The 23,643-nt window shown below is 60.7% G+C and carries 23 protein-coding genes; 10 read left to right on the forward strand and 13 right to left on the reverse strand.

The genetic code is table 11. The annotated features are described in order from the left end of the window. Positions 1-3: 3 nt before the first annotated feature. From efp to FHS64_RS06065, 4 genes are all read right to left on the reverse strand, one after another. Positions 4-570 carry an elongation factor P gene (gene efp / locus FHS64_RS06050; RefSeq protein ID WP_167176824.1) on the reverse strand — a complete coding sequence of 189 codons (567 nt, stop codon included), beginning with the start codon at positions 568-570 and terminating at the stop codon, positions 4-6. A 113-nt stretch (positions 571-683) separates the two neighbouring features. Then, entirely contained in the window at positions 684-1,181 is a 498-nt protein-coding gene (locus FHS64_RS06055; protein WP_167176826.1) for a TspO protein, read from the reverse strand. A gap of 93 nt (positions 1,182-1,274) precedes the next feature. After that, positions 1,275-1,763, reverse strand: coding sequence for a bacterioferritin (gene bfr, locus FHS64_RS06060; RefSeq protein ID WP_167176828.1), 489 nt, complete (start codon positions 1,761-1,763; stop codon positions 1,275-1,277). Positions 1,764-1,910: 147 nt separating this feature from the next. Continuing rightward, on the reverse strand, positions 1,911-2,096 hold the full coding sequence (locus FHS64_RS06065) for a (2Fe-2S)-binding protein (RefSeq protein ID WP_167176830.1): 186 nt from the start codon (positions 2,094-2,096) through the stop codon (positions 1,911-1,913). A 151-nt stretch (positions 2,097-2,247) separates the two neighbouring features. Between FHS64_RS06065 and thiE the strand changes: the two genes are divergently transcribed. From thiE to FHS64_RS06080, 3 genes are all read left to right on the forward strand, one after another. Next, positions 2,248-2,907 carry a thiamine phosphate synthase gene (thiE, locus tag FHS64_RS06070; protein WP_167176832.1) on the forward strand — a complete coding sequence of 220 codons (660 nt, stop codon included), beginning with the start codon at positions 2,248-2,250 and terminating at the stop codon, positions 2,905-2,907. 107 nt (positions 2,908-3,014) lie between these two features. Beyond that, on the forward strand, positions 3,015-4,739 hold the full coding sequence (locus FHS64_RS06075; protein WP_167176834.1) for a sensor histidine kinase: 1,725 nt from the start codon (positions 3,015-3,017) through the stop codon (positions 4,737-4,739). Positions 4,740-4,776: 37 nt separating this feature from the next. Further along, complete coding sequence (locus FHS64_RS06080) at positions 4,777-5,538, forward strand: hypothetical protein (RefSeq protein ID WP_167176836.1); 762 nt, start codon at positions 4,777-4,779, stop codon at positions 5,536-5,538. Between the two features lie 193 nt (positions 5,539-5,731). On the opposite strand, the gene eco is transcribed toward FHS64_RS06080, so the two are convergent. From eco to FHS64_RS06095, 3 genes are all read right to left on the reverse strand, one after another. Beyond that, complete coding sequence (eco, locus tag FHS64_RS06085) at positions 5,732-6,217, reverse strand: serine protease inhibitor ecotin (RefSeq protein WP_167176838.1); 486 nt, start codon at positions 6,215-6,217, stop codon at positions 5,732-5,734. A 45-nt stretch (positions 6,218-6,262) separates the two neighbouring features. Then, entirely contained in the window at positions 6,263-7,450 is a 1,188-nt protein-coding gene (locus tag FHS64_RS06090) for a thiolase family protein (protein ID WP_167176840.1), read from the reverse strand. A 98-nt stretch (positions 7,451-7,548) separates the two neighbouring features. Next, positions 7,549-8,409: a thioesterase family protein gene (locus FHS64_RS06095; RefSeq protein ID WP_167176842.1), complete on the reverse strand. Its 861-nt coding sequence runs from the start codon at positions 8,407-8,409 to the stop codon at positions 7,549-7,551. 104 nt (positions 8,410-8,513) lie between these two features. Here FHS64_RS06095 and FHS64_RS06100 point away from each other — a divergent pair, with 104 nt between their 5' ends. Together FHS64_RS06100 and FHS64_RS06105 are read left to right on the forward strand one after the other, a co-directional pair. Then, positions 8,514-9,005 carry a winged helix-turn-helix transcriptional regulator gene (locus FHS64_RS06100; protein WP_167176844.1) on the forward strand — a complete coding sequence of 164 codons (492 nt, stop codon included), beginning with the start codon at positions 8,514-8,516 and terminating at the stop codon, positions 9,003-9,005. Between the two features lie 28 nt (positions 9,006-9,033). Then, a complete protein-coding gene (locus FHS64_RS06105; protein WP_167176846.1) occupies positions 9,034-9,711 on the forward strand; it encodes a hypothetical protein in 678 nt (225 codons plus the stop codon). Positions 9,712-9,748: 37 nt separating this feature from the next. Here FHS64_RS06105 and FHS64_RS06110 read toward each other — a convergent pair whose 3' ends face one another. Further along, a complete protein-coding gene (locus FHS64_RS06110) occupies positions 9,749-10,450 on the reverse strand; it encodes a DOPA 4,5-dioxygenase family protein (RefSeq protein WP_167176848.1) in 702 nt (233 codons plus the stop codon). Positions 10,451-10,612: 162 nt separating this feature from the next. Here FHS64_RS06110 and FHS64_RS06115 point away from each other — a divergent pair, with 162 nt between their 5' ends. Further along, the gene (locus FHS64_RS06115; protein WP_167176850.1) at positions 10,613-12,454 is read left to right on the forward strand and encodes a diguanylate cyclase; all 1,842 of its coding nucleotides are present in this window, start codon (positions 10,613-10,615) and stop codon (positions 12,452-12,454) included. A gap of 65 nt (positions 12,455-12,519) precedes the next feature. Here the strand turns inward: FHS64_RS06115 and mnmA are convergent, their stop codons facing one another. From mnmA to FHS64_RS14365, 5 genes are all read right to left on the reverse strand, one after another. After that, entirely contained in the window at positions 12,520-13,743 is a 1,224-nt protein-coding gene (gene mnmA, locus FHS64_RS06120; RefSeq protein WP_167176852.1) for a tRNA 2-thiouridine(34) synthase MnmA, read from the reverse strand. 143 nt (positions 13,744-13,886) lie between these two features. Next, positions 13,887-14,171, reverse strand: a complete 285-nt coding sequence (gene sciP / locus FHS64_RS06125; RefSeq protein ID WP_167176854.1) for a CtrA inhibitor SciP — start codon at positions 14,169-14,171, stop codon at positions 13,887-13,889. Between the two features lie 187 nt (positions 14,172-14,358). Continuing rightward, the gene (locus FHS64_RS06130) at positions 14,359-15,783 is read right to left on the reverse strand and encodes a flagellar hook protein FlgE (RefSeq protein WP_167176856.1); all 1,425 of its coding nucleotides are present in this window, start codon (positions 15,781-15,783) and stop codon (positions 14,359-14,361) included. A gap of 12 nt (positions 15,784-15,795) precedes the next feature. Next, entirely contained in the window at positions 15,796-16,560 is a 765-nt protein-coding gene (locus FHS64_RS06135; protein WP_167176858.1) for a flagellar hook capping FlgD N-terminal domain-containing protein, read from the reverse strand. A 4-nt stretch (positions 16,561-16,564) separates the two neighbouring features. Continuing rightward, positions 16,565-18,001, reverse strand: a complete 1,437-nt coding sequence (locus tag FHS64_RS14365) for a flagellar hook-length control protein FliK (protein WP_341771098.1) — start codon at positions 17,999-18,001, stop codon at positions 16,565-16,567. 495 nt (positions 18,002-18,496) lie between these two features. Here FHS64_RS14365 and flgK point away from each other — a divergent pair, with 495 nt between their 5' ends. The 4 genes from flgK to FHS64_RS06160 all read left to right on the forward strand — a co-directional run bounded on the left by flgK (position 18,497) and on the right by FHS64_RS06160 (position 23,631). Further along, entirely contained in the window at positions 18,497-20,611 is a 2,115-nt protein-coding gene (gene flgK / locus FHS64_RS06145) for a flagellar hook-associated protein FlgK (RefSeq protein ID WP_167176860.1), read from the forward strand. Then, positions 20,608-21,528, forward strand: a complete 921-nt coding sequence (locus FHS64_RS06150; RefSeq protein WP_167176862.1) for a flagellin — start codon at positions 20,608-20,610, stop codon at positions 21,526-21,528. The genes flgK and FHS64_RS06150 overlap by 4 nt, the downstream gene beginning before the upstream one ends. Before the next feature lie 178 nt (positions 21,529-21,706). After that, on the forward strand, positions 21,707-22,831 hold the full coding sequence (locus FHS64_RS06155) for an MlaE family ABC transporter permease (protein ID WP_167176864.1): 1,125 nt from the start codon (positions 21,707-21,709) through the stop codon (positions 22,829-22,831). Next, positions 22,828-23,631 carry an ABC transporter ATP-binding protein gene (locus FHS64_RS06160; RefSeq protein ID WP_167176866.1) on the forward strand — a complete coding sequence of 268 codons (804 nt, stop codon included), beginning with the start codon at positions 22,828-22,830 and terminating at the stop codon, positions 23,629-23,631. The genes FHS64_RS06155 and FHS64_RS06160 overlap by 4 nt, the downstream gene beginning before the upstream one ends. Positions 23,632-23,643 lie beyond the last annotated feature (12 nt).

Genomic DNA, 23,643 nt, shown 5'->3' on the forward strand with positions numbered 1-23,643 from the left:
TTTTTAGTCCGCGCGACGGACGTATTCACCCGTCGAGGTATCGACGATGATTTTTTCACCGGCCGACATGAACGGCGGGATCATGACGCGCACGCCGTTCGAGGCCGTTGCCGGCTTGTAGGACGACGAAGCGGTCTGGCCCTTAACGGTCGGCTCGGTTTCGACAACTTCCAGAACGACGTGGTCCGGCAGTTCCAGACCGATCGGACGCTCTTCGTGCGACTCGATGATGACCTTCATGCCTTCCTGAAGGTAGGCGATGCGGTCTTCACCAACCCATGCCTTGGACAGTTCGATCTGTTCGTAGGACTCGTCGTCCATGAAGACGAGGGTGTCGCCATTGTCGAACAGGTAGGAGTAGTCACGCTGTTCCAGCGTGACGCGCTCGACCTTGTCTTCCGAGCGGAAGCGTTCGGCCAGCTTGTTGCCGGTTTCGAGGTTTTTGGCCTCGACGTTGGCAAAGGCGCCGCCCTTGCCGGGCTTGACGTGGCTGGCCTTGGTTACGACCCACAGACCACCATTGTGCTGCAGGACCATACCGGGCTTGATGGTATTGGCGTTGATTTTCATAGGGAACCGTTCGGGCTCGTTTATGGGCAGGTGGGCGCCGCCCGTTTGGGGCGCTCCAAATCGCCGCGAGACCTAGAATAGATAAGGGCAAATGGCAATGTCGGCGGCTATTTCTATGGCTGTTTGATCAGACTATTGGCCTGCGATGCCGGATCGACAGCCGCATCCACCTTGAGGCGGCGGGCTTCATAGGCAAAGGCGGCGGCCAGTCCGGCCGAGGCCATGGCGGCACCGATCTGGCTCCAGCGGTTTTGCGGACGGGCAGCCAACCACCACGCATTGGCGGTCTGGGCCAGTGCCCATAGCCCCATGGCGGTGGTCTTTCCGTGACGGGCAGGGGCGTTCCAGACCCGCAGCGCCGACAAGGTATTGGCGGAGAACACAGCAGGCAGCAGCAGGTTTCCGGCCCTGACCTCTTTCTTGACGCGTCGGAACAGGGCGCGCGAAGACGGGTCGGGGGCGGCTTCCTTGGCCAGTATGGTGACGGAGGCTGCAAATCCGACCACCAGCACAGCGCCGAGGGCCACATGCTTCCAGTCCCGATTGTCGGCATTGAGGAAGTCGCCCGCCTTGTCGCGTGCGGTGTCGATCAGGTCGTCCATATGGGCCATGTGCTTTCCCCCGACTGTGGTCACTACAGGCAAATGAAAAGGCGGCGGAGATGTTCCCCGCCGCCTTTGCATGTTCCGGTTTGACCCGAAGGATCAGTGGCCTTCGCCGACGATCTCTTTCATGGCCGATTGCAGATAGTTCTGCTTGCCCATCAGCTCGACGAGGTTGAGCTGGTTTTCGAGGAAGTCGATGTGGTTCTCGGTGTCCGACAGGATGGTCAGCAGCATGTCGCGGCTGACATAGTCGCGGGCCTGTTCACATTCGGTCAGAGCGTCGCGGGTGGCCAGTCGGCTGTCCATTTCCAATTGCAGGTCTGCTTGCAGGCATTCGATGGGGTCTTCGCCCACCTTGAGCTTGTGCAGGTCTTGCAGGTTGGGCAGGCCGTCGAGGAACAGGACGCGCTTGATCAGCAGATCGGCGTGTTTCATCTCGCCGATGGATTCTTTGTAGATGATGTCGCCAAGGTGGGTCAGACCCCAGCTTTCGAACATGCGCGCGTGAAGGAAGTATTGGTTCACGGCTGTCAGTTCGTTTGTCAGCACCTTGTTCAGGGTGCGAATGATCGCAGGATCGCCCTTCATGGCATTCTTCTCCGTAGCTGACAGCGGAGAGGGGCCGCTATCTCGTGGAACGGAGAATAACACGGCTTTGGGCGTTATGTTTATTTGCGAGTTACTTTCACTGCATTGATAATGCGAGCGTTTTTCACTCTCAGAAGCAGGTGGCGATTACTCGGCGGCAATCGCGAAAGAGTCTTGCGATTCCTGAATCATCTGGCGCATTTCGCAGACGCATTTCGCGCACTGGGCCTGACAGCCCTGCGAGGCGAAAATGTCTTTCGGACGCTTGGCACCGGCCTCGATGGCGAAGTGGACGTCGCGGCTGCGGATGCCGTTACAGTTACAAACGTACAAGGCTGCTGCCCCTGCTCGTTAATGAGAATGGTTCTCTGTAGCATGAATCGAGAGTTATGCAACTCATTCGCATTCCAGTTGCGGAGACGTATGGGCAAGGGAGACTGCCAAAGACATTGACGCGCCCTGCTTATGCGGGCAGGGCGGGGGCATGGCCCGTGAACCCAAAGTCCCGCCTCGCCCTGTGTGTCAGCTTTATCTGATCACGCCTGCGTCGATTGATGATCTGGATGCTTTTGCTGTGCGTCTGGACAAGGCTCTGGGTGCCGGTGAGGTTGCCGCCTTCCAGATCCGCCTGAAACCGGCATCGGATGACCAGATCCGCGCCGCCGTGGCCAAGCTGAAACCTGTCTGCCACGCCCATGGCGTGCCGGTCTTGCTGAACGACCGCCCCGATCTGGCCAAGGCCACGGGTTGCGACGGCGTTCATGTCGGTCAGGATGACGCCTCGGTGGCCGATGCCCGTCGTATGCTGGGCGAAGACGCCATGATCGGTGCCACCTGCCACGACAGCCGCCATCTGGCGATGGAAGCGGCTGAGGCGGGGGCCGACTATGTGGCCTTCGGGGCCTTCTTCCCGACGGACACCAAGGAAACCACCCACCGCGCTGAAACCGATGTCCTGACCATCTGGCAGGAGACGATGGAAACGCCATGCGTTGCCATTGGCGGTATCACGGTTGAAACGGCAGCAGATATTGCCCGCGCAGGGGCCGATTTTGTGGCTGTCAGCGGTGCGGTCTGGAACCATCCCGACGGCGAGGCCGCAGCGGTAAGTGCGTTTTCGCATGCTCTGAATACGGCCTATTAGGCGCGCATTTAGGTCCGGGATTTTAGACGGCTTCAGACCCTATTAAAGAGCGTGCGGTAAAACTGCGCGCAAATAGGCTTAGGCGCATATGTAGCGCGAGGAACGTCATGGAAGTCGGACAAACCTGGACCGATACGCCGCTCCAGAAGGACGAAAAGAGGCAAGCCTCGGGTCCGGGGGCTGTTATGGCGCAACTGCGGGGACGCGGTGCGCCTGCCAATATGACCTTTTTCCGCCGTCCATTTGCTCTGGTCGGAACTATCGGGGCCTTGTGCCTACTGGTTGTGGTCTCGGTCCGCTTTATGGCGGCGGGACCCGGCATAATCTCGACCCTGTGGATTACCAGCGGCGTCGCCGTCGTGACCTGGTTCAAGGGCGGGCGTGGCCTGACCTATGGCGTGGCCTTTGCGGCACTGGTCTCAATGGCCCTGATGGCGGGCGAGCTGATCCTCGGCAACCCGCCGCATCGCGCCATCATTTTTGTCGGTCTGAACCTGCTGGAAATCATGCTGGCGGTGGCGCTGCTGCGATATGTGTTTCCAAAACTGGATGTGCATACGGTCAAGGGCAATGTGAAGCTGTTCGTGACCTGTATGGCCGCCTGCTTGCCCTCGGCGCTGATATGCGGGGCGTTTCTGAACCACGGTGCCATTGACGGTTATTTCGGCGGTGTGCGGATGTGGTGGCTGGGCCATGGCGTCGGCATGTTGATGGTGCTGGCAACGGGGCTGTCTCTGGGCGGGATCTTCGACGGGGCGCAGACCAGCAGAAGCTATCGCATCAGGCAGTTGGCCGAGATGGTGTTCATGCTGGCTGTGCTGGTGGTGGCATCGTTGATGGTGTTCTATTTTTCGTATCTGGCACTGGGCTTTGCAATCTTGCCGCTATTGCTGCTCATGGCGGTCCGGTTGCGTGTGCTGGGCACAGCGATTGGCTTGCTGGTCGTCAGTGTGATCGCCATCAAGGGCACGATGGCAGGAACCGGCCCCTATCATACCATGCAGGTTCCGGCGGCTCTGGGTATGGCGCAGATGCTGATCCTGTTCGGATACTCGCCTGTGCTGGTTGTTGCTGCCTTGCTGGACGAACGTGATGCGCTGGCCGAACGGGCGCGGGCCGGACGCCAGAAGGCCGAGATCGCTTCTGCGGCCAAATCGCGTCTGCTGGCCAATGTCGCGCACGAAATCAAAAGCCCCGTCGGGGGCATTATCGGCATCGCCGAAATGTGGGCGGCGGGTCATCTGGGCGAGGTGACGCCCGCTCAAAAAGACATGGCGCAGATGATGGTCCGCACGGGGCGTCAGATTGAAAATCTGGCCCATGATCTGCTGGATGTATCACAGGCAGAGTCTGGCGCTGTGCGTATCGAAATGCGCCCGACCGATGTGGCGGGTGTGTTGCACGATGCCAGCAAGACCGTTTCCATGATGCCCGAGGCGGCTGGCTTAAAGCTGGATATTCTGGTGGTAGAGCCGGGTTTGAAGGTGATGGCGGATTCCCAGAGACTGGCGCAGATCATCGTCAATCTGGGCAGTAACGCTGTGAAATACGGCCGTACGGGCGGCTTTGTGCGTTTCACGGCCACACGCCGCGAGGACGGGCAGATACGTCTGGCGGTCGAGGATGGCGGTCCGGGTCTGACAGCGGAAAAACAGGTGCAATTGTTCGAGCCGTTTAACCGTCTGGGGCTGGAGCGCACATCCATCGAGGGGCATGGCATCGGGCTGGCCCTGTCCAAACGACTGGCCGAGTTGCAAAACGGCCAGATGGGCGTTGTCTCCGTTCAGGGGCAGGGCGCGTCGTTTTGGGTGGAACTGGCCGAGGCCTATTGAGGTTTTGGCTCTATATTTCGGGAACCATGGTGAGCTTATGACGAAGGCCAAGACATTTTCTGCGCTGGCAGTATCGGTGATAGCTCTGTCTGCGGGGCAGGCTGCGATGGCCCAAAATGCCTCTGCACCAACGGCGCAGGAACTGACACGTTCGCTGAACTCGCGACCACCTCAAGCGGCACCTGTGACCGCTCCGGCTCCGGTACGGGCACCGGCTCCGGCACAGGCACAGCGGCCCGCTGCGGCACCTGTTGCGCCGCCTGCGTCGCGATCGGTTCCGGCGACCGCGCTGACCCCTGCGACCCGCATGGAGACACGTCCGGCGTCTGCGCCTGTGGCCAGCACTAGCGGGGCGAGACCAGCGCCGGTGGCACCTGCACCCGCACCTGCTGCGGCACCTGCACAAGCGCCAGTTGCGGCCCCCGCATCGGCACCGCGTCCGCTGAACGCCGCCGCGATTGCAGCCCTGCCATTCCGTATTGATCTGAAGGGCGCACAGATTGTCGAGCGTCCTGCCGGTCCGACGGCCAAGGTCTATTCGGTGCGTCGCGGCGATACGCCTCTGCTGATGATCTATACCGGCCCGCAGTCGGACTATCCGATCTATGGCGGAGATCAGGCCGAGGTTGCGGGCCGTACCAGCATCATCGTGACCGAAGGCATGCGCCGTCGTGCGGTCGAGCACCTGTTCCGGCGTGAGGACGCCCAGCCCGCCGATATCCATGTCTGGGTCATGGCGATGGACGGTGCAGACGGTGATCTGGCCGAGCAGATCGGACAGACGGTCGATCCCCGTTAGGTCATCGATATTAGGGCTTGCTGAATCATCAAGACTGACTGATCTTGCAAATCATTCGCAAGATGGAGGTCGCGATGATTATTCTGGGCATCGGCATGTCGCAACTGTCACGCCTCATGAGAAAGGGCGCAGAGGATGAACCCCTGCGCCCTGTTGAACGTCCTCACCTTCGGGTTATCGAAGGCTCGGTGTCTCAGTTCAGTTCGAGAACCTCGCCCGCACGCCACAAGCGATAGCGAACCTCGACGTTTTCAGGCGTGTAGACCACAACCGGCAGGCGCGAGTTGTAACGCACCAGGGTTTGCTGCGGCAGGGTTACGAACGCCTCGCGCTCGGAACCTGCGGGGCAGGCCATCATGGTCGAGGCACCGGCGCTGATCTGTGGCAGGACATAGTAGTTATAGCCCCAGCCTTCGGCTGTGCGCTCTTCAAGCTGGCCGCCGAGCATCTGACGGTTGCAGTCGATGGTCTTGGTCTGACCAATGATCAGCTCAACCTTGACCGCATCTTCGTTATCGAGGGCCGGCAGGTTCAGGACATGGCGCTTCTGGCCGGCGGTTGCTTCGGGATAAGCTTTCATCGCGTCCTGCACAGTAGGGGTCGATTGAGCCTCAACCGACGGGGTTGCGCAGGCAGAAAGTGCTAGCGCTGCAACGGTAGCGAGGGCAAAAAATCGCATGAAATGCCTTTCAGGTGAAGATCTGCCCTCGGTAACGCTTATTTATTAAGTAAGTTCCACTGCCATGGAGATGGCTTCGCCGCCACCGATGCACAGGGATGCAACGCCGCGCTTCAGGCCACGGCTTTCGAGTGCCGCAAGCAGGGTGGCCATGATGCGGGCACCCGAGGCACCGATCGGGTGACCCAGAGCGGTTGCGCCGCCATTGACGTTCAGCTTGGCACGGTCGATGCCCATTTCTTTCTGGGCGATCATGGCGACGACGGCGAAGGCTTCATTGACCTCCCACAGGTCCACATCATCCACGCTCCAGCCCGCTTTTTGCAGGGTCTTTTGCATGGCCGGAACCGGCGCGGTGGTGAACAGGCCCGGCTCGTGCGCGTGGCCCGAATGGGCGACGACGCGGGCGACGATGTTCAGGCCCAGTGCCTTGGCCGTGCTTTCACGCGCCATGACCAGAGCGGCGGCACCGTCCGAGATCGACGAGGCATTGGCGGCCGTGATGCGGCCATCCTTGATGAAGGCGGGACGCAGGGTCGGGATCTTGGCCGGATCAGCCTTGCCGGGTTGCTCGTCTTCGGAAACGGTCACCACGCCTTTGCGGGTTTCGATCTCGACGGGGACGATTTCCTTCTGGAACGCACCCGAGGCAATGGCTGCCTTGGCGCGGTTCAGGCTTTCGATGGCATAGGCGTCCATGTCTTCGCGCGAGAAGCCGTAGGTCTCGGCCGAGCCTTCGGCAAACACGCCCATGGCTTTGCCTTCATAGGCGTCTTCGAGGCCGTCCATCATCATCGAGTCGATAATGGTGTCATGGCCGATACGCGCACCGCCACGGTGCTTGTTCATCAGGTACGGCGCGCCGCTCATGGATTCCATGCCACCGGCGACGATGACGTCTGCGGTACCGGCCAGAAGGGCATCATGGGCCATGGCGGCGGCTTGCAGGCCCGAACCGCACATCTTGTTCAGCGTGGTGGCCTCGACGCCCAGCGGCAGACCGGCACCCAGTGCCGCCTGACGGGCCGGAGCCTGACCCAGACCGGCAGGCAGGACACAGCCCATGAAAATCTGGTCGATTTTTTCAGGGGCCACGCCCGCGCGCTCGACCGCGGCCTTAACAGCAGTGCTGCCCAGTACGGTGGACTTTACGCTGGACAGAGCGCCCTGAAACCCGCCCATCGGCGTGCGGGCATAGGAGCAGATGACGACGGGATCAGCAGGGGTAGTCATGGTTTCAGCCTTTGGCGGCAAATCACTAGAGTGCGCCTGATTAGGGGGCGCGATGCCCCCGAAGCAAGAGATATGCGGGTAAACTGTTCTCGATTAGCTTAGGCGTGGCCAAGGACTTTGCGTCGCTGGCGCGATGTGGCCAGCACACTGCCGTCCGCGCCCCATGCGATGGCGTCATCGACCGCCCAGCCATCGGAGTGCTGGATCAGGCTGTATTCGAAATAGGCCCAGCCATCGGGCGCATTCTCGGGCGTTGGCGGCGTCAGGAAATCATAGCGCAGATCAACTGTGGTCATGATCGGCGGTGCCTCGAAGCCCGTCCATGACGGCGGATACAGTGCATCCAGCAAATAGCAGAGGCGGATTTCATCCAGCGGCTGGCCGTCGCGCATCCTGATCCAGCAACGCTCGACGCGTTTGCCGTCCTTGTTGCCGCCAAAAATGTTCGGGCCACCGTCAAAACGGTATTCGGCATGTTGGGCAAAGCGGGGTGCAAATGGTCCCTCCATACCGGCACCGACAGGAAGACTATCGAGCGCGGGGGGCGGCACAGCGCGATCATAGAGGGCGGCGGCATCCGGGGTGTTGCGACCAAATGTGCCACTGGCATTGTGGGTCAGGCGCTCGCCCTGTGCGGCCTGAACGGCGGCATAGGTGATCTGGCGGCCTTTTCGCAGCATTTGCGGGGTGAACAACAGCGGCTGGCCATAGTTTGCCGCCGCCAGATACTGCACCGACAGGGTTTGCAGCGGCGCATCGATATCCAGCCCCTGTCGCATGGCCTTGGCACACAGGGCGGCCAGCAAGCCCCCGAACGGAAAGCCTTTTTCCGGCGGCAACTGTTGCGGGGCGTTGGAAAACTCTTCGCGCATCAGGCTGGACAGGCCGCCTTCGACGGGTGTCAGCGCGAACGCCTGTTCCAGCAGTTCGAGCGATGAAGTCGGGTGGGGGTCTGCCATGGGGAGGTCGATCTGATGGTAGTTGGGTTTTAATTAGAAACTTACTCGGTGCATTTAAAATCGCAACCCTTGTAAAAATCCTGACGCGGGGTCACTCTATAGGCATGGGACGCACAGCCGACTATTCACGCCAAAGCTGTTCTGTCGCCGGTGCTCTCGAAGTCATCGGTGATCCTTGGACCATGCTTGTGATCCGCGACGCCTTCAACGGTGTGACGCGTTTCGAGCAATGGCAGGAACATCTTGGCGTGGCCCGCAATGTTCTGGCGGCGCGCCTGAAATCTCTGGTGCATCACGGTGTGCTGGAGCCGCGCCTGTATTCCGAACGTCCGCCGCGCAACGAATATGTGCTGACGGCCAAGGGCAAGGATCTGTACGGCATTCTGGTCACCCTGCACGCATGGGGTGAAAAGCATGTCTATCACGACCAGCAATCGGGCGTGGTCCTGCGTCACAAGACTTGCGACAATATTCTGCAACCGCGCATCGCGTGTGGCTGCTGCAACGAGATGGTCCGTCCTCGCGAGGTTCAGGTCATCTATACCGCCGACCGCCCCACCGTCGGCGATATGATGGCCGAGGACGAAGTGGCTTAGTACGCAGGGTTAATCGGGGCAGGCGGGGATGATCAACGAGGTTTCACAACGCCGCGCCAGAAAAGCGCGCCGACGCAAACTGCTGATTGGCAGTACCTTTTTCATTATCGTAGCGAGTTGTTTTGCCAGTCTTTTCGGACTGGGGAACCGAGCCGCGGTGTGGGTAATAGGATTATACGTTCTGGGAATGTTGGTCTTTGGCCTTTCGGAGGCGAAGACTGCCATTCGCGTTTATAGATCGTGGCTTTCTCACCAAAACTTCCAGCCTCGTCAGGCCGATGGCTTTTCGCCTTTAGAGGTTGCGGCTTTGCAAAACCTGCTCGTCGCGGCGGGATCCGATGCCGTAGAACTGGCTCGATACCTTGCTTCAAGCGAGGTTGTTGAACGCTACAATTCTGGCACGGGACTGGTTGTCACGCTGCAATCAACGGAGCCTTTTGTCGCTTCTTGCAATGTTACAAGATTATTCGGTTGGTTTGTGATTTCGGCCGAGAAAGTTGTGATCGGCGCGCGGTTGTGGGCGGATGATCGAGAGGGTGTGGCGCTGCTGGAGTTCTTTACGGGAGGTCATATCACGCGACATTGGGAATGGACGCATGAGCCGTTTGGGGATGCTACAGACGAATGTACCCGTCCGCCGGTGCCGCTCAGTTCCCCAGTAGTTAGCGCTCCCAGTGTGAAATATTTTCCACGTGATCAACTTTGATCTGAAACGCCTATTCTGCATTCCGGTCGGTGGTTGATTAGCCCCGTTCCGGCACGATGGTCGGGTGGGTATTGGGCAGGATTTTCTCGACTTCATGCGGCTCGACATGGCTGGCCATGCGATAGGCATTTACCGGCTGTGACCGGTTGATCCACATGGCATAGTCCAGATGGTCGGCGCGGGGATCATCCGTATTAGGATGCAGCAGGATGGTCAGGCCGAGGCTGTTTAACTGCAACCACGGGATGATGACGGCCAACAAATCATTGGTGAAGCCGAAATAGAATGACGGCGTCACATGCGGGCCGCGCGGTTCGAGGTTCCAGTTGCCCAGTTCGACAGGGAAACGCTCGAGCACCCACTGGCGCAGTAAGGCGGCCTTGTGGTGGTTGTCTTCGTCGAAATAGATGTGGGCGTGATAGCTGCTGATGCGCGTGAAGGGCTGCGGACTAACCGGCAGAGTTTGCTCGTTCGGGCGCAAGGAAACAGGCGCAGTAATCACCTCGTTCAGCACATCGCCCCACGGTGACTGGCCGACGGATGGCGGCGGAACGTGCGCGGCATAGGCCGTCGATGTCGGGACTGTCGTCGTGGCGGCTTCTGCATGGACGGGCTTGGTCATGGTGACGATCGCAGCGGTTGTGGCACCGGCACCCAGTAACAGATGACGACGGGCGGGCGAGACAGCTTCGGCGTTTTGGCGTGCGCGTGTTGCCTCTGTCGATGGTTCGTGGCGCATTTTCGATCCCCTGTCCGCAAAACAGCAGGTAGCCGTATCAAACAGGCCGTGTTCGCCCGCATCAGTTCTTCTGTGGAAACTGATAGGTTTGCTGAGGGTTTAGGGCTTAGGGCGCGCGATACGTTTAGGATGCGTCAAAAGTCTGGGGCTATGATGTAATCCATGTTTAAGTCTCTGACGTCGCGTATCGCTGCCGTGGGTATTATGGTCGCGATTGCCCTGTTTGCCTTGATCCTGGCGATTGTCGATGCCTCGCGCCAAAGCCGCGAGAGCTTCCAGTGGGTGATGCATTCCAGCCAGCTTATTCAGGCTATGGAAGAGACAATGGCCGGTTTGCGCGATGCGGAATCCGGCCAGCGCGGCTATGTGCTGACCCAGAACCCCGGCTTCGCACAGTCGTTTGATCGCCGTATCGAAGATGCCCGCCAGTCCTATGCCAAGCTTTACGAGCTGACCAAGGATAATCCGGCGCAGAGCAACCGGATGCGCGAGTTCGGCACTCTGCTGGAAGAGCGGATCGAGCTGATGCATACGCCGCTTCAGATGGCGCGGCAAAATGCGTTCAGCGAAGCGCGGGCGATGGTGACCGAGGGACGTGGCCACGAAACCATGAATGCGCTGGTTCTGCTGGCGCAGGATTTCCTCAACGAGGAAGAACAACTGCGCGACAGGCGCATTATGGCGGCGGAACGCCGTCTGGCCTGGGGGCGCGGTCTGGCTCTGTTTGGCGGGCCTTTGATCGCGCTGATTACGCTGTTGCTGTCGGCCATGGTGATCCGTGGCATTCGCTATCCGACCCGTATGCTGAACGGGGCGATGAGCCGCTTTGGCCAAGGCGAACTGGATGCCCGCGTGCCCGAACAGATGGGATCGCGAGAGTTTGACCGTCTGGCCCACGGCTATAATGCCATGGCCGAAAAGCTGGAAATGACGGTTGCGGCGCAGGAGCGCAGCAAGGGCGAACTGCGTCGTGTCCACGATGAGCTTTTGTCCAGCAGCCAGACCCTGAAGGAACGCGGTGAGGTTATCGAACTGCTGGGGGCCATGTCGCACCGCATGCAGGCCACGCGCACCGATGCCGAACTGGCCGAGGTCATCAGCATCTTCGTGCCGCGCGTCATGCCCGGTCTGCCGGGTGTGCTGTATGCCTATAATAATTCACGCAATCTTCTGGTGCCGATGTCGGTCTGGGGCGATCCGCGCGATGTTGGACAAGGCTTCCCGCCGGACCAGTGCTGGGCGTTGCGACGCGGTCAGGATCACTATGTCAGCGGCAAGGGCAAGGATGTGGTCTGCGAGCATGTGTGCGGCGATATAGAGGCCTATCACTGCGAGCCTCTGCTGGCCTCGGGCGAGGTCATCGGTGTGCTGTATCTGGACGGCATTCTGGATGACGAGGCACGTTTCCGTATGAATGTGCTGGTCGAGAATATTGCCTCGGCCATGACCAACCGCCGCCTGCAACGCGACCTTAAAGAACAGACGATCCGCGATCCGCTGACGGGGCTGTTCAACCGTCGCTATATGGAAGAGGCGCTGACACTGGAGGTGGCCCGTGCCAGCCGTTCCGAAGTGCCGCTATGCGTTGTGATGTGCGACGTGGACCACTTCAAACGCTTCAATGACGAATATGGCCATGATGCCGGTGATGCGGTGCTGTCGCTGGTGGCCAGCGAGCTTGGGGAGCGTTTCCGCGATGGCGACATTGTCTGCCGTTTCGGGGGCGAGGAATTCACCATTATTGCGCCGGGCACCACCAAGGAAGACTTGCTGCGTCGTGTCGAGGATGTTCGCGAGTCCGTCTCGCGCCTGTCGCCACGCCTTCGCAATGACCTGTTGGGCTCCATCACCATGTCGTTCGGTATCAGCCAGTGGGAGCCGAGCATGGACCGTAATGGCGCGGAGCTGCTGCAACATGCCGATGCGGCCCTGTATCGCGCCAAGCGGGATGGCCGTAACCGGACGGTCCTGCACGAACATGGGCCGCATCTGGCAACGGGTTGAGGCAAGAAAAAGGGCCACGGTAGCGATACCGTGGCCCTTTGATTTGGGGGCTTTGATTTTGTGCCCTAGAGAACGGCCTGTGTGGACTGGATAAAGCCACCGCCCAGAACCCGCTCGTCATCGGCAGGATCATAGAGGACGCAGGCCTGTCCCGGGGCGACGCCTTCTTCGCCCTCGGCAAACACCACCTTCACTATGCCGTCGTCTGCCAGTGCCAGACGGGCAGGGGAGGGCTGGCGGGTCGAGCGCACGCGGGCCAGTACCTCGGCACCGTCGCGGGCAGCTTCCTCGATCGTGGCCTGCTGGCCCAGCCAGTTGGTTTCTTCCAGCACGAGGCTGGCGGTCAACAGGGCTTCGCGCGGGCCGACAATGACCTGACGCAGTTCGGGGTTCAGCTTGGTGACGAACAGAGGCTCGCCCACCGCGACATTCAGGCCGCGACGCTGGCCGATGGTGTAGTCGGTAATGCCGGAGTGCTTGCCCAGAACGCGGCCGTCCATATGCACGATCTCGCCCGCCTCGCGGCCTTGCGGGCGCAGACGGTCGATCAGGGTGCGATAGTCACCGGAAGGCACGAAACAGATGTCCTGACTGTCCGGCTTGGCGGCGATGCGAAGGCCAAGGCTGGCGGCGACGCCGCGCACCTGCGGTTTTTCCAGATCGGCCAGCGGGAAGCGCAGATAGTCCAGCTGGTCCTGCGTGGTCGCAAACAGGAAATAGGACTGGTCGCGCGAATGGTCGATGGCTTTACGCATCTGGGCGCGGTTACCGGCAATGGCGCGGCGCACATAGTGGCCGGTGGCCATGGCCTCGGCACCCAGATCGCGGGCCACGTCCAGCAGGTCTCGGAACTTGACGGTCTGGTTGCAGCGGATGCAGGGAACCGGCGTCTGACCCTTGAGATAGGAGTCAGCGAACTGGTCGATCACGGCGTCTTTGAAGCGGTTCTCGTAATCCAGCACATAGTGCGGGATGCCAATCGTATCGGCAGCCAGACGGGCATCGTGGATGTCCTGACCGGCACAGCAGGCACCCTTTTTCTTCAGGGCCTCGCCATGGTCGTAAAGTTGCAGGGTGACGCCCACCACATCATAGCCTGCCTTGTGCAGCAGGGCGGCAACGACAGTGGAATCCACACCGCCCGACATGGCGGCAACAATGCGGGCACCCAGCGGCAGGCCGACGGCCTGTCGCACGCTCTCGATCGCGGCTTCCATGTCGGCGGACGACATGGGGGCGATATCGGGAATAGGGCAGGTCAGGTCATCGGTCATAGTCATAGCCGCCATTTAGGGGCTAAGCGGCGCGATTTCGAGGCCATAGGGGCCACAGTTGTCAAAAATGCCAACAATGAAGCCAAATACGAAGCCGGATATGAAGAAGGGCCGCTCCCCCTCGGTCGCGGCCCTTATCATGTGCGACAGACGTGAAGTCAGTCGCGATAGCTCTGGATACGCGTGGTCCGAAGACCCTGCATACCCCATTTTTCAATCGCCTGTTGCCAGGCCGCAAACTCTTCTGCGGTCAGGCGATAGCGCGTTAGCGCATCTTCCAGACTGATAAGTCCACCACGCACAGCAGCTACCACTTCGGCCTTGCGACGGATCACCCAGCGGTTCGTATCCACGGGCGGAAGATCGCGCAGCGTCAAGGGCGTACCCGTTGGGCCGACCACATATTGTTCGCCGTTATTATTTAGGCGTCGCTCTTGCAGCATGGGCTAATGCCTCTTTCACCACCATCACCACTGACACTCACCATAGGGGCCTCCCGCTAAAGCCAATTTAAGCGTTGTGGTGAAGGAAAGCCTAATATCGAGCAATGTTCTGCGGTCGTGGTATGGCCGCAGAACACTCGAATTTACTATTACTCACGGGGACTTACCGGAAAAATACCGGCAAAAATCAACGCTTGATATTGATAAGCTCGGCCAACATTTCGTCTGCTGTCGTGATAATTTTCGACGAAGCGGAGTAAGCGCGCTGGGTTGTGATCAGGCTGGTGAACTCGTGCGAAAGGTCCACGGTGGACGCTTCCAGCTGCGAGGCACCGATCATGCCTGCACCGCCGGTGCCCGGAGCCTTCAGGTTATAGGTGCCCGAATTCTGGCTGACGCGGTAGGCATTGCCCGACACTTCGCTGAGGCTGTCGGTGGACGGGAAGGTGGCCAGTGCAACCTGTGCGATCTTGCGCATCACGCCATTGTCGAAGACGGCGGTAACAAAGCCGGTATCGTCGATCTGGATCTCGGTCAGATTGCCGAAGGCCGTACCGTTGGTGAAGGTCGCCTGTACGAAGCTGGTGCTGTCATACTGGGTCAGACCGCCCGCCGAGGCGTTCAGGTCAAACACGATGCTCTGGCCCGCAATACCCAGCGAGGCATCCCACTGGGCCTCGGAACCGGTTGCGCCCGGCGGCAGGCTGCCATCCGAACCGGCGAAGGTCAGGACCGGATTGGCCGGATCGAACAGGGCACCAGCGCCGAGGGCGGTCATGCGGGCGACGTCGAAACGACCGTCCTGCGTAAAGGCTACCGTACCCGATTTCAGCAGGTTGTTCGGGCTGACCGCTGGATCAACGGCACCGTCCGGCGCGCGGATTTCCGCATGCCATTCGTTGGCGGTGGCGCTCTTCAGGAACGAGATGGTGATGTTGCGTTGGCCGCCCTTGGAATCGGACACCGGCACGGTGATCTCGAAATCGGGCTTGATGCCGGTGGTTGGGTCCAGCGCGTACATCGACATCGAATGGGTTGCCGGATCGTACAGGGCGATGTCGTCGTTGAGCTTGGTGCTGGACTTGAGGTTGGCGTTCAGGCTGACACGGGTGGTCGGCTCTGCGGCACCACCAACCGAGCCGACGTTAATGGTCGACAGGCGGTTCATGTCCGACGGGTCGAGGTTCACATTGCCGTCGGCATCGACCGGCCAGCCTTGCAGGTAATAACCCGAGGTGTTTTGCAGATAGCCCAGCTCGTCAATCTTGAACGCACCGGCGCGGGTGAACAGGCGGGCATCCGAAGGCGTAAGGTTTTCCGACTTTTCAGTGACGACAAAGAAGCCCTGTCCGGCGATGGCCAGATCGGTCGAGGATGTGGTGCGCTGAAGCTGACCCGGCTGGCTGATGAACTGGCGGGTATTCGCCTTCACGCCACCTGCCGAATAGGACACGCCCTGCGACTGGGTGTTGACGACGGTCGAGAACTCGGTGGCCACACGCTTGTAGCCGACCGTGTTCACGTTCGCGATGTTCTGCGAGATCGAGGAAAGGGCCGCTGCGTTTGAAGCCAGACCGGATACCCCGGCCAACATGGCGCCATTGATGCTCATGACTGGATTTCCTTAGGACAGATACGAAAGAGGATTGAGAGTGCGGACACGCGAGTGGTGGGTGACCTCGGGCGGGTCTTCCTCGTCAGTGCCAGGAGGAGGCGGGGTGACAGCAGCCCGTTCCTCAAGCGAAATCAGGGTTTCCAGCGGCATGATCGACTTGCCGATGGTGACGTAAGGGACGCCGTCATACATCTCGACGGAGGTGACGCGGCCGCGGATCAGGGTCTGGCTGCCGACATCCTTGCCAGCGGCATCCTTGGCCGTGACACGCAACGAATAGACGCCGCCATCATCGACCTGACCGCCGCCGGTCGTCTTGCCATCCCAGCTAAAATCGTGAACGCCGGTGGTCTTGCCGTCGCCTTCGCCACGCCAGACGACCTTGCCCGACGCATCCAGAACTTCCAGCGACACCGTTTCGGCATTCTTGCCCAGTTCGTAGGACCACTCGGCGCTACCGTCTTCGTAGCGGGTCGTGTTCCAGATCGCCGTGCCTTCCTTGCCGATATAGGCGGCGGCATTGGACAGGGCATTGCCGTTCTGGGCGGCCAGCATGCCTTGCAGCAGGTCATTGGTCAGCAATTGCTGCTCGACGCCCGCCATCTGGGTCAACTGGGCCGTGAACTCGTTGGAATCCAGCGGCGACAATGGGTCCTGATTCTTCAACTGGGTGGTCAGAAGGGTCAGGAAGGTTTCGAAATTGTCGAACAGCGTCGTCGCACCGGCATTGATCCGGTTTTGGCTGTTCGCGGTTTTCTGGACGGCATCAACCATCGGCTCAAACCTTCATATCGACGCCGGTGGGCGCGAGGTTAAGGGACTGCCAGACCGGCGGGGGCGCATCGGCCTGTTCGGCCAGACGGCTGCTGCCTGCAAAGGCGCGACGACCGGAACGGCCATCGGACATGAATTGCTGGAAGCCACCGCGCTGGTCGCTTTCGCGGTCGGTGAATTCCAGTGCGTTCTCGGAAATCTGGAAGCCCGCCTCGTTCAACTGGCGGCGCAGTTCCTCGGCGCGGGCGCGCAGTTCGTTGGCGGCGGCGGGCGTATCGAAGACCATGCGGGCCTTCACGTCGCCATCGGCACCGACTTCCATGGCGATCTCGACCGTGCCGAGCGTTTCAGGGGTCAGGACCATGTCGAAACGGGCCACGCGCTGGCCCAGCTTCTGGACGAACTGGGCGGCGATTTCGGCGGTGGTATTAAAGGTGGCTGCCGACAGGCGGGTTTGGTCCAGACGTGCGGCGGCTGTATCGGCACCCGTTGCGTTCTGGGCGATCTCGGCCATGGCCGCTTGCGCCTCGGGGGCAGCGTCGGCGGGTAGGAGCGGGGCAGGGGCCGAGCGTGCGGCTTGGGCTTGTTCCGGTGTGGCCGATGCGGCAGCGGCATCAGCCATGCTGGAGGCCATGGTGGAGGCTTGATTACCTCCTGTAGTCGTCGCCGTCGCTGCCGTTGTCTCTGCCGACATATCTGCGGTTAGGGCATTGCCGCCCTTGTCCAGCCGGTGGGCGGCGGCATTGGATTTGAACTCGCCCGTGGTTTTCGGGGCGACTTGCAGGGCTTGTGCGGCTGTCGTGGCCAAAAGCTGCGGGTTTTGCGTCTGGCGCAGGGTCGCTTCGACCTGTTGGGCGCGTTGGCGGCTGGCCGCTTCGGCGTCTTGAGCCGAAGGTGCGGGCGCAAGGATTTCGGCTTGCTCGGCGTCGGGTGCTGTGGCGGTATCGTCTGTAGCCAGTTGCGCCATGAGCGGCACTTCGGGACGCAGGTTCAGGCGCGTCTCGGGCTTGGCCACAGGTTCGGGCGCGGCATCAACGGGTGCCGGAGCCGGCGCGTTTACCGGAGCGGCGAGAACCGCCGGATCGGCTTCTGGGTCTGGCTCGGTCTTAGTCTCAGGCTCGGCATCGGGCGCTGACGTTTGCGGCGTCTCGCTGTCGGGCAGACGGAATGCGTCCGGTGCCGGTGCTTTCGTTTCCGCTGTATCGGCGTTTTCAGCCGAGACCTCAGCGGTTTCGACAGGCGGGGCTTCTACGGGCGTGACGGGTAGGATCGGCGACGGCGGGGCCGCAAAGGCGAATGCCGCGACGTTGTCACCACTGGTAATGGTATCTTTGGCAACGGCCTCTTTGGTCGTTGGGGTTTCGCTGTCCATCACTGCGTCGAGCAGACCGGCAAACGCGTTATCGGTTGCGCTGTCTGTGCCCGCACTATTTGCAGACACGCCAAAACCCGCCGCTCCATGGGGAGCGCCGAGCGGCAGAACAGACAAGATAGCGGATGCGGACATTGCCCAGCGATAACTGTTGGTGAGGGTGGGCGTCTTCTGCGCCGGAAACATTCGAGAGCCTTGTCGCAAGGGACGGGCCAGTTTGCCGAAAACGGCTCAACCTAAAGAAAACGATAGGGTTTTCAGGTTTTGTCCACGGCCCGTCCACAGGGCGACTTGGTGGACAAACCTGCCGTACCTGATCGTTTTTGCCGGGCGGGCAGGCATGAATAGGCAGGGTCGTTTCGTGGTGGCAAACTGGCCCGCTTATTGCCCCTCTGGTGTTCGAGAGTACAGGGGCCGAATGCCAATGTCTAGTAAAATCAATATCTTGAGCAAAATCGCTCACGCGGGAACCGGGCAAGAACTGCGCGGTTGTCTGCAAGCCTTGCCGGGCGTCGCCCGCTACGGCCCTGCTGCCCGTTACTGCCCTGACGAAGGAGTTCGCTGATGTCCCTCGGACTGATTATGAATAACGCCACGGCGGGCATCAATACGGCCCAGAGCCAGCTTCGGGTGGTGTCCGACAATGTCTCCAACATCCACACCCCCGGCTATGTGCGCAAGATTGCCGATCAGCGATCGCTGACCACGCAGGGCGTCGGCTCGGGCGTCGAGATCGCCCGTGTGCGTCTGGCAACCGACCGTTTCCTTCAGGCCTCGACATTGAATGCCTCGGCAGATGCCGGACGCGAGACGGTTCGCTATGAACTGTATGACCGCATCCAGTCCCTGTTTGGCGACCCCGGTGGCGATACCAGCTTCTTTAGCAGCATCGACAAACTGTTCGGCGAGTTTGCCACGGCGGCAGAAATGCCGACCTCGGCGGCGGCGCGTCAAAGCGCAATCTGGAAGACGCAGGCTGTGTTTGACGAAGCCAAGCGTATTACCGGACAGATTCAGGCCGTGCGCGAGGATGCGGATGGTCGCATCCAGTCATCGGTCGAAACGATCAATGGCCTGCTGGAACAGATCGACAAGCTGAACCGCGAGATCACGCGCGCTACGGTCACGGGGGCTGATTCAACCGGTGCCCAGAATGCACAGGCGATACTGGTCGATGAACTGTCCGGCTTTATGGATGTGCGCCTGACGCCGCGTTCTACGGGCGGGGTCGAAATCCGCACGGGCGCAGGCCTGCTGCTGGTGGGCAACAGCGCGGGCAAGTTGGAATATAACCGCGCCGGTGCCGTCAGCGGCACGACGAATTTCAACGACATCATGGTGCACGAGCCGAGCGGTTCGGTGCGTTCGCTTAACGAAGGTCTGGTCAGCGGTGAGCTGAAGGGCCTGTTGCAACTGCGCGATGTGGATACGGCACAGGCCGCCGAGCAACTGGGCGAACTGACGGCCAAGCTGGCGGACGAACTGAACCGCGCGCACAATGCCTCGACGGCGTTTCCGGCCCCTTCGGTGCTGGAAGGCCGCAATACCGGCATGTCGGAAATCACAGCCCTGAGCGGCTTTACCGGCACCACCACGATTGCCGTGGTCAATGCGGCCGGTGTGATCCAGAACTCGGCCGAGATTGTTTTCAACGGCGGCACGATGACGATCAATGGCGTGGCCGCAACGCCCGCCACCTTCCTGACCGTCCTGAACGCACAGGTGCCGGGGCTGAATGCCAGCTTTACGGACGGCAAGCTGAAGCTAGAGGCGACGGGCGGCAATGGCGTGGCGATTGCCGATGATGCCACCGCGCCCAGCAGCAAGGCGGGACGCGGTTTCTCGCACTTCTTCGGTCTCAATGATCTGGTGTCCACCTCGGGTATTTCGAACTACGAGACGGGCATGACGGGCGCGTCCCAGCACGGTTTCGCACCGGGCCAGACGGTCAGCTTCCGTTTCTCGGACAGCAATGGCGTCAAGATTCGCGATATCGAGGTCGCCATGCCCGCTGGCGGTGGCACGATGACCGAACTGCTGGCGCACCTGAATGATCCGGTGAACGGGGCAGGGCGTCACGGTACCTTTGCGATGAACGCCCATGGCGAGGTGACATTTACGGGGCGCGGATCGCCTCCGGCACAAATGTCGGTCGTTAATGACCGCACCAGTCAGGCACCGTCTGGCGTATCCATGAGCGAACTGTTCGGGCTTGGCGGTACGCGCACAGCCCGTTCGGGCACCTTCGAGATCCGCAGCGATATTGTCAGTAATCCAAGCAACCTAGCACTAGGCCGACTGGACCTGACCGCTCCGGCAGGGACACCGGCCCTGAGCGCAGCCAATGGTGATGGCGCACGCCTGCTGGCGGGGGCGGGGGATGTTTCGACCCGTTTCGGTGCGGCAGGTGGCGTGTCGGGCAATACCTCGACGCTGAGCCGCTATGCCTCCGACATGGCGGGCAGCATCGGTGCCAAGTCCAACCTGACCGAGAGCGCCGCCAGCGGGGCATCGGCCCTGCTGAACGAGGCGTCCAGCCGACGCAATTCTTTTGAAGGCGTCAATCTGGAAGAAGAACTGGTCCTGATGACGACCTATCAGCAAGCCTTCAACGCTTCGGCGCGCCTGATCCAGGCGGCGTCGGATATGTATGACACACTGTTCGGGATGGTCCGATGAGCCGCGTATCCACCTACGGGAACTATCAGTCCGCACTCATGAATTTGATGGCGGCGCAGCAGCGTAACAGCGAAGCGCAGAATACCGTGTCGACGAAGAAGAACGCCACGGACCTGCACGGCTTCGGGCGGGATGCCGCGACGGTCAATGCCCTGCGCACCAGCCAGAACCGCATCACGGCCTATCAGGAGGTCAGCAAGACCGTCGCTGATCGTCTGGAAGCACAGGATCTGGCCATGGGCCGCCTGAACGAGGCGGCGACCAATTCGCGTCTGGCCATTGCCAATGCGATTGCCAGCGGCCGCACTGAAGGCCTGATGGCCGAGCTGGAAGTCCAGTTCCAGATTGCCCAGAACGCCCTGAATACCAAGCATCAGGGGCAGTATCTGTTCTCGGGCGGGGTGACGGACAAGCCGCCGGTGGCGACAGGCAATCTTGATGATCTGCATGCCGCAGGTACGACAGCAGACGCTTTTGAAAACGGCTATATGCGCCAGTCCAGCCGCGTGGATGAAAACGTGGTGATGGACACCAGTTTCCTGGCTGACACGCTGGGCGAAGAAATGTTTGCCGTGTTCAAGGACCTGAAGGCACTGGATGCAGCCACGCCGCTGACGGGGGCGCTGGATGGTGCAACAACCACGGCCCTGACCGACCTGATGAACCGTTTCAGCACCGCCGCGACCAATGTGGTCAACGAGCAGGCCAAGAACGGCACCTATCAGCAACGTGTCGAGAAGCTGATCGAGGATCATCAGGTGCGTGCCGATTCCGTCGAGATCATGCTGGGCGAAAAAACCGATGCCGACATGTTCAAGGCGGTATCTGAGCTGGAACTGTCGCAGATATCCCTGCAGGCCTCGGCGCAGGTGATCAACCAACTGCGACAGGTCTCGCTGCTGGACTATCTGCGCTAAGGCAGACAGATCGCGATCAAGCTGAACAAAAAGACGTAATCCGCGTTCATTGAACGCCGGACCTTACGCCCGTTTCGATATGTCATCTTGTGTTGACTAGCGCGTCGGGTCTAAAGCTTGGCAAGATTTCCGGCGGGTTTCCGGTAAGGGACAGCCTAGTTTTCAGGCATGGGGTTTTATGACAGCGCACGGTGCAGACTACCGCATTGATACGGATGATGCAGGACGCGTGTGCCTTGCCTTGTCGGGATCGTGGTCGGCGACCGGGCTGGGCTTTATTGCCGAACGTCTGAAGCGTGAGCTGGATGGCCGCACGGTCGAAAGCCTCGACCTGTCGTCGCTGGAACGGTTTGATACGGCGGGGGCGCTGGCCTTGCGCCAGTCTGCCGATGTCGCGACGACCAAGACCCTGTGGCAAGCCCGCCCCGAGGCCGGCAGCATCTACAAGACCGTGGCGCGGTTGGAAGACATGACCATGCCGCCGCCCCAGCGCCCGCCATCATGGGTACGCGGTTTCAGCAAGGTGGGCCACGGCGTTTACGATTTCGCCTCCGAAACCATGGCGGCCTTTGCCTTTTTGGGCCGCTTGTTGGTGTCGTGCCTGTCTACGCTACGCAATCCGCGACGCATTCGCTGGGCGGCGTGGGTGTCGCAGATGGAGCGGTCGGGTCTGGATGCCATTCCGATTGTTGTCGTCACCAACTTCTTTATCGGCGCAGTCGTGGCCTTTATCGGTGTGGACCTTCTGAACCAGTTCGGGGCAGGGGTGTTTGCAGTCCAGTTGATCGGCGTGGCGGTGTTTCGTGAATTCGCCGTGGTGATTACGGCGGTACTTCTGGCGGGCCGTTCGGCCTCCAGCTTTGCCGCCGAGATCGGCTCCATGAAGATGAATCAGGAAGTCGATGCCATGCAGGTCATGGGCGTGGACTCGTTTCAGGCGCTGGTGATCCCGCGTCTGGCGGCGCTGTTGATTATGCTGCCGTTGCTGACCTTTGTGGCCATGCTGGGCGGGCTTCTGGGCGGTATGCTGGTGACGTGGAGCCAGTTGAGCGTGGGGCCAGCCTTCTTCCTCCAGCGTCTGGTCGAGGATGGCTACATGCCCAAACACATGCTGGTGGGCCTTATCAAGGCTCCGGTATTTGCGCTGGTTGTGGCAGCGATCGGTTGCCGTCAGGGCATGGCCGTGGCCGGTGACGTGCAGAGCCTTGGCTATCGCGTGACGGCGGCTGTGGTTCAGGCCATCTTTGCCATCATCCTGCTGGATGCCGTGTTTGCGCTGATCTTTATCGAGTTGGGCCTATGAGCGCGTCAAAGGCACCGGCTTCATCGAGTGCGTGGCAGGAACCTGTCATCGAGGTTCGCGGCATGCTCAGCCAGTTTGGCGAGCGTGTGATCCACCAGAATCTGGACCTGACCGTCAATCGCGGCGAGATCGTCGGTGTGGTGGGCGGTTCCGGCACCGGCAAGACGGTGCTGCTGAACTCGATCATCGGTCTGAAAGAGCCGGAGGACGGTTCGGTCAAGCTGTTCGGGCAGGACCGCAGCACCATGACCAAGGCCGAGGCGGTCGCAGTCGAGCAGCGCACGGGCATCCTGTTCCAGCGCGGGGCGTTATTCTCGTCGCTGAATGTGATGGAGAATGTCTCGGCACCTTTGCTGGAGCATACGCGCCTGTCGCGCAATGTGATCCGCGAGCTGACCGAGATGAAGGTGGCCATGGTCGGGTTGAAACCCGAGGCGCTGTACCTGAAACCTTCCGAACTGTCGGGGGGGATGATCAAGCGGGTCGGTCTGGCCCGCGCTTTGGCGCTGGACCCCGAACTGTTGTTCCTCGACGAGCCGACAGCGGGGCTGGACCCCATCGGGGCGGCGGCTTTTGACCAGCTTATTCTGGAACTGTCGCGCGACCTTGGCCTTACGGTCTTTATGATTACGCACGACCTCGACAGCCTCTATACCATCTGTGATCAGGTGGCGGTGCTGGCGGACAAACACGTTATTGCCAAGGCTCCCGTTGCGGAGCTGGAAAAGTCTGACCATCCCTGGATCAAGGAATACTTCCTTGGCCCACGAGGGCGGGCGGCCAAACAGAGTGCCAACTAGGAGGCCGGATCG

Origin of the sequence: Brevundimonas terrae, from assembly GCF_011761985.1 — a bacterium.
In the GTDB taxonomy this organism is placed as follows: domain Bacteria; phylum Pseudomonadota; class Alphaproteobacteria; order Caulobacterales; family Caulobacteraceae; genus Brevundimonas; species Brevundimonas terrae.

Excerpts from the sequence above, each read along its gene's own strand:
- efp (WP_167176824.1), bottom strand. The coding sequence starts at position 570 with ATGAAAATCAACGCCAATACCATCAAGCCCGGTATGGTCCTGCAGCAC.
- FHS64_RS06055 (WP_167176826.1), bottom strand. The coding sequence starts at position 1,181 with ATGGCCCATATGGACGACCTGATCGACACCGCACGCGACAAGGCGGGC.
- bfr (WP_167176828.1), bottom strand. The coding sequence starts at position 1,763 with ATGAAGGGCGATCCTGCGATCATTCGCACCCTGAACAAGGTGCTGACA.
- thiE (WP_167176832.1), top strand. The coding sequence starts at position 2,248 with ATGGCCCGTGAACCCAAAGTCCCGCCTCGCCCTGTGTGTCAGCTTTAT.
- FHS64_RS06075 (WP_167176834.1), top strand. The coding sequence starts at position 3,015 with ATGGAAGTCGGACAAACCTGGACCGATACGCCGCTCCAGAAGGACGAA.
- FHS64_RS06080 (WP_167176836.1), top strand. The coding sequence starts at position 4,777 with ATGACGAAGGCCAAGACATTTTCTGCGCTGGCAGTATCGGTGATAGCT.
- eco (WP_167176838.1), bottom strand. The coding sequence starts at position 6,217 with ATGCGATTTTTTGCCCTCGCTACCGTTGCAGCGCTAGCACTTTCTGCC.
- FHS64_RS06090 (WP_167176840.1), bottom strand. The coding sequence starts at position 7,450 with ATGACTACCCCTGCTGATCCCGTCGTCATCTGCTCCTATGCCCGCACG.
- FHS64_RS06095 (WP_167176842.1), bottom strand. The coding sequence starts at position 8,409 with ATGGCAGACCCCCACCCGACTTCATCGCTCGAACTGCTGGAACAGGCG.
- FHS64_RS06100 (WP_167176844.1), top strand. The coding sequence starts at position 8,514 with ATGGGACGCACAGCCGACTATTCACGCCAAAGCTGTTCTGTCGCCGGT.
- FHS64_RS06105 (WP_167176846.1), top strand. The coding sequence starts at position 9,034 with ATGATCAACGAGGTTTCACAACGCCGCGCCAGAAAAGCGCGCCGACGC.
- FHS64_RS06110 (WP_167176848.1), bottom strand. The coding sequence starts at position 10,450 with ATGCGCCACGAACCATCGACAGAGGCAACACGCGCACGCCAAAACGCC.
- FHS64_RS06115 (WP_167176850.1), top strand. The coding sequence starts at position 10,613 with ATGTTTAAGTCTCTGACGTCGCGTATCGCTGCCGTGGGTATTATGGTC.
- mnmA (WP_167176852.1), bottom strand. The coding sequence starts at position 13,743 with ATGGCGGCTATGACTATGACCGATGACCTGACCTGCCCTATTCCCGAT.
- sciP (WP_167176854.1), bottom strand. The coding sequence starts at position 14,171 with ATGCTGCAAGAGCGACGCCTAAATAATAACGGCGAACAATATGTGGTC.
- FHS64_RS06130 (WP_167176856.1), bottom strand. The coding sequence starts at position 15,783 with ATGAGCATCAATGGCGCCATGTTGGCCGGGGTATCCGGTCTGGCTTCA.
- FHS64_RS06135 (WP_167176858.1), bottom strand. The coding sequence starts at position 16,560 with ATGGTTGATGCCGTCCAGAAAACCGCGAACAGCCAAAACCGGATCAAT.
- flgK (WP_167176860.1), top strand. The coding sequence starts at position 18,497 with ATGTCCCTCGGACTGATTATGAATAACGCCACGGCGGGCATCAATACG.
- FHS64_RS06150 (WP_167176862.1), top strand. The coding sequence starts at position 20,608 with ATGAGCCGCGTATCCACCTACGGGAACTATCAGTCCGCACTCATGAAT.
- FHS64_RS06155 (WP_167176864.1), top strand. The coding sequence starts at position 21,707 with ATGACAGCGCACGGTGCAGACTACCGCATTGATACGGATGATGCAGGA.
- FHS64_RS06160 (WP_167176866.1), top strand. The coding sequence starts at position 22,828 with ATGAGCGCGTCAAAGGCACCGGCTTCATCGAGTGCGTGGCAGGAACCT.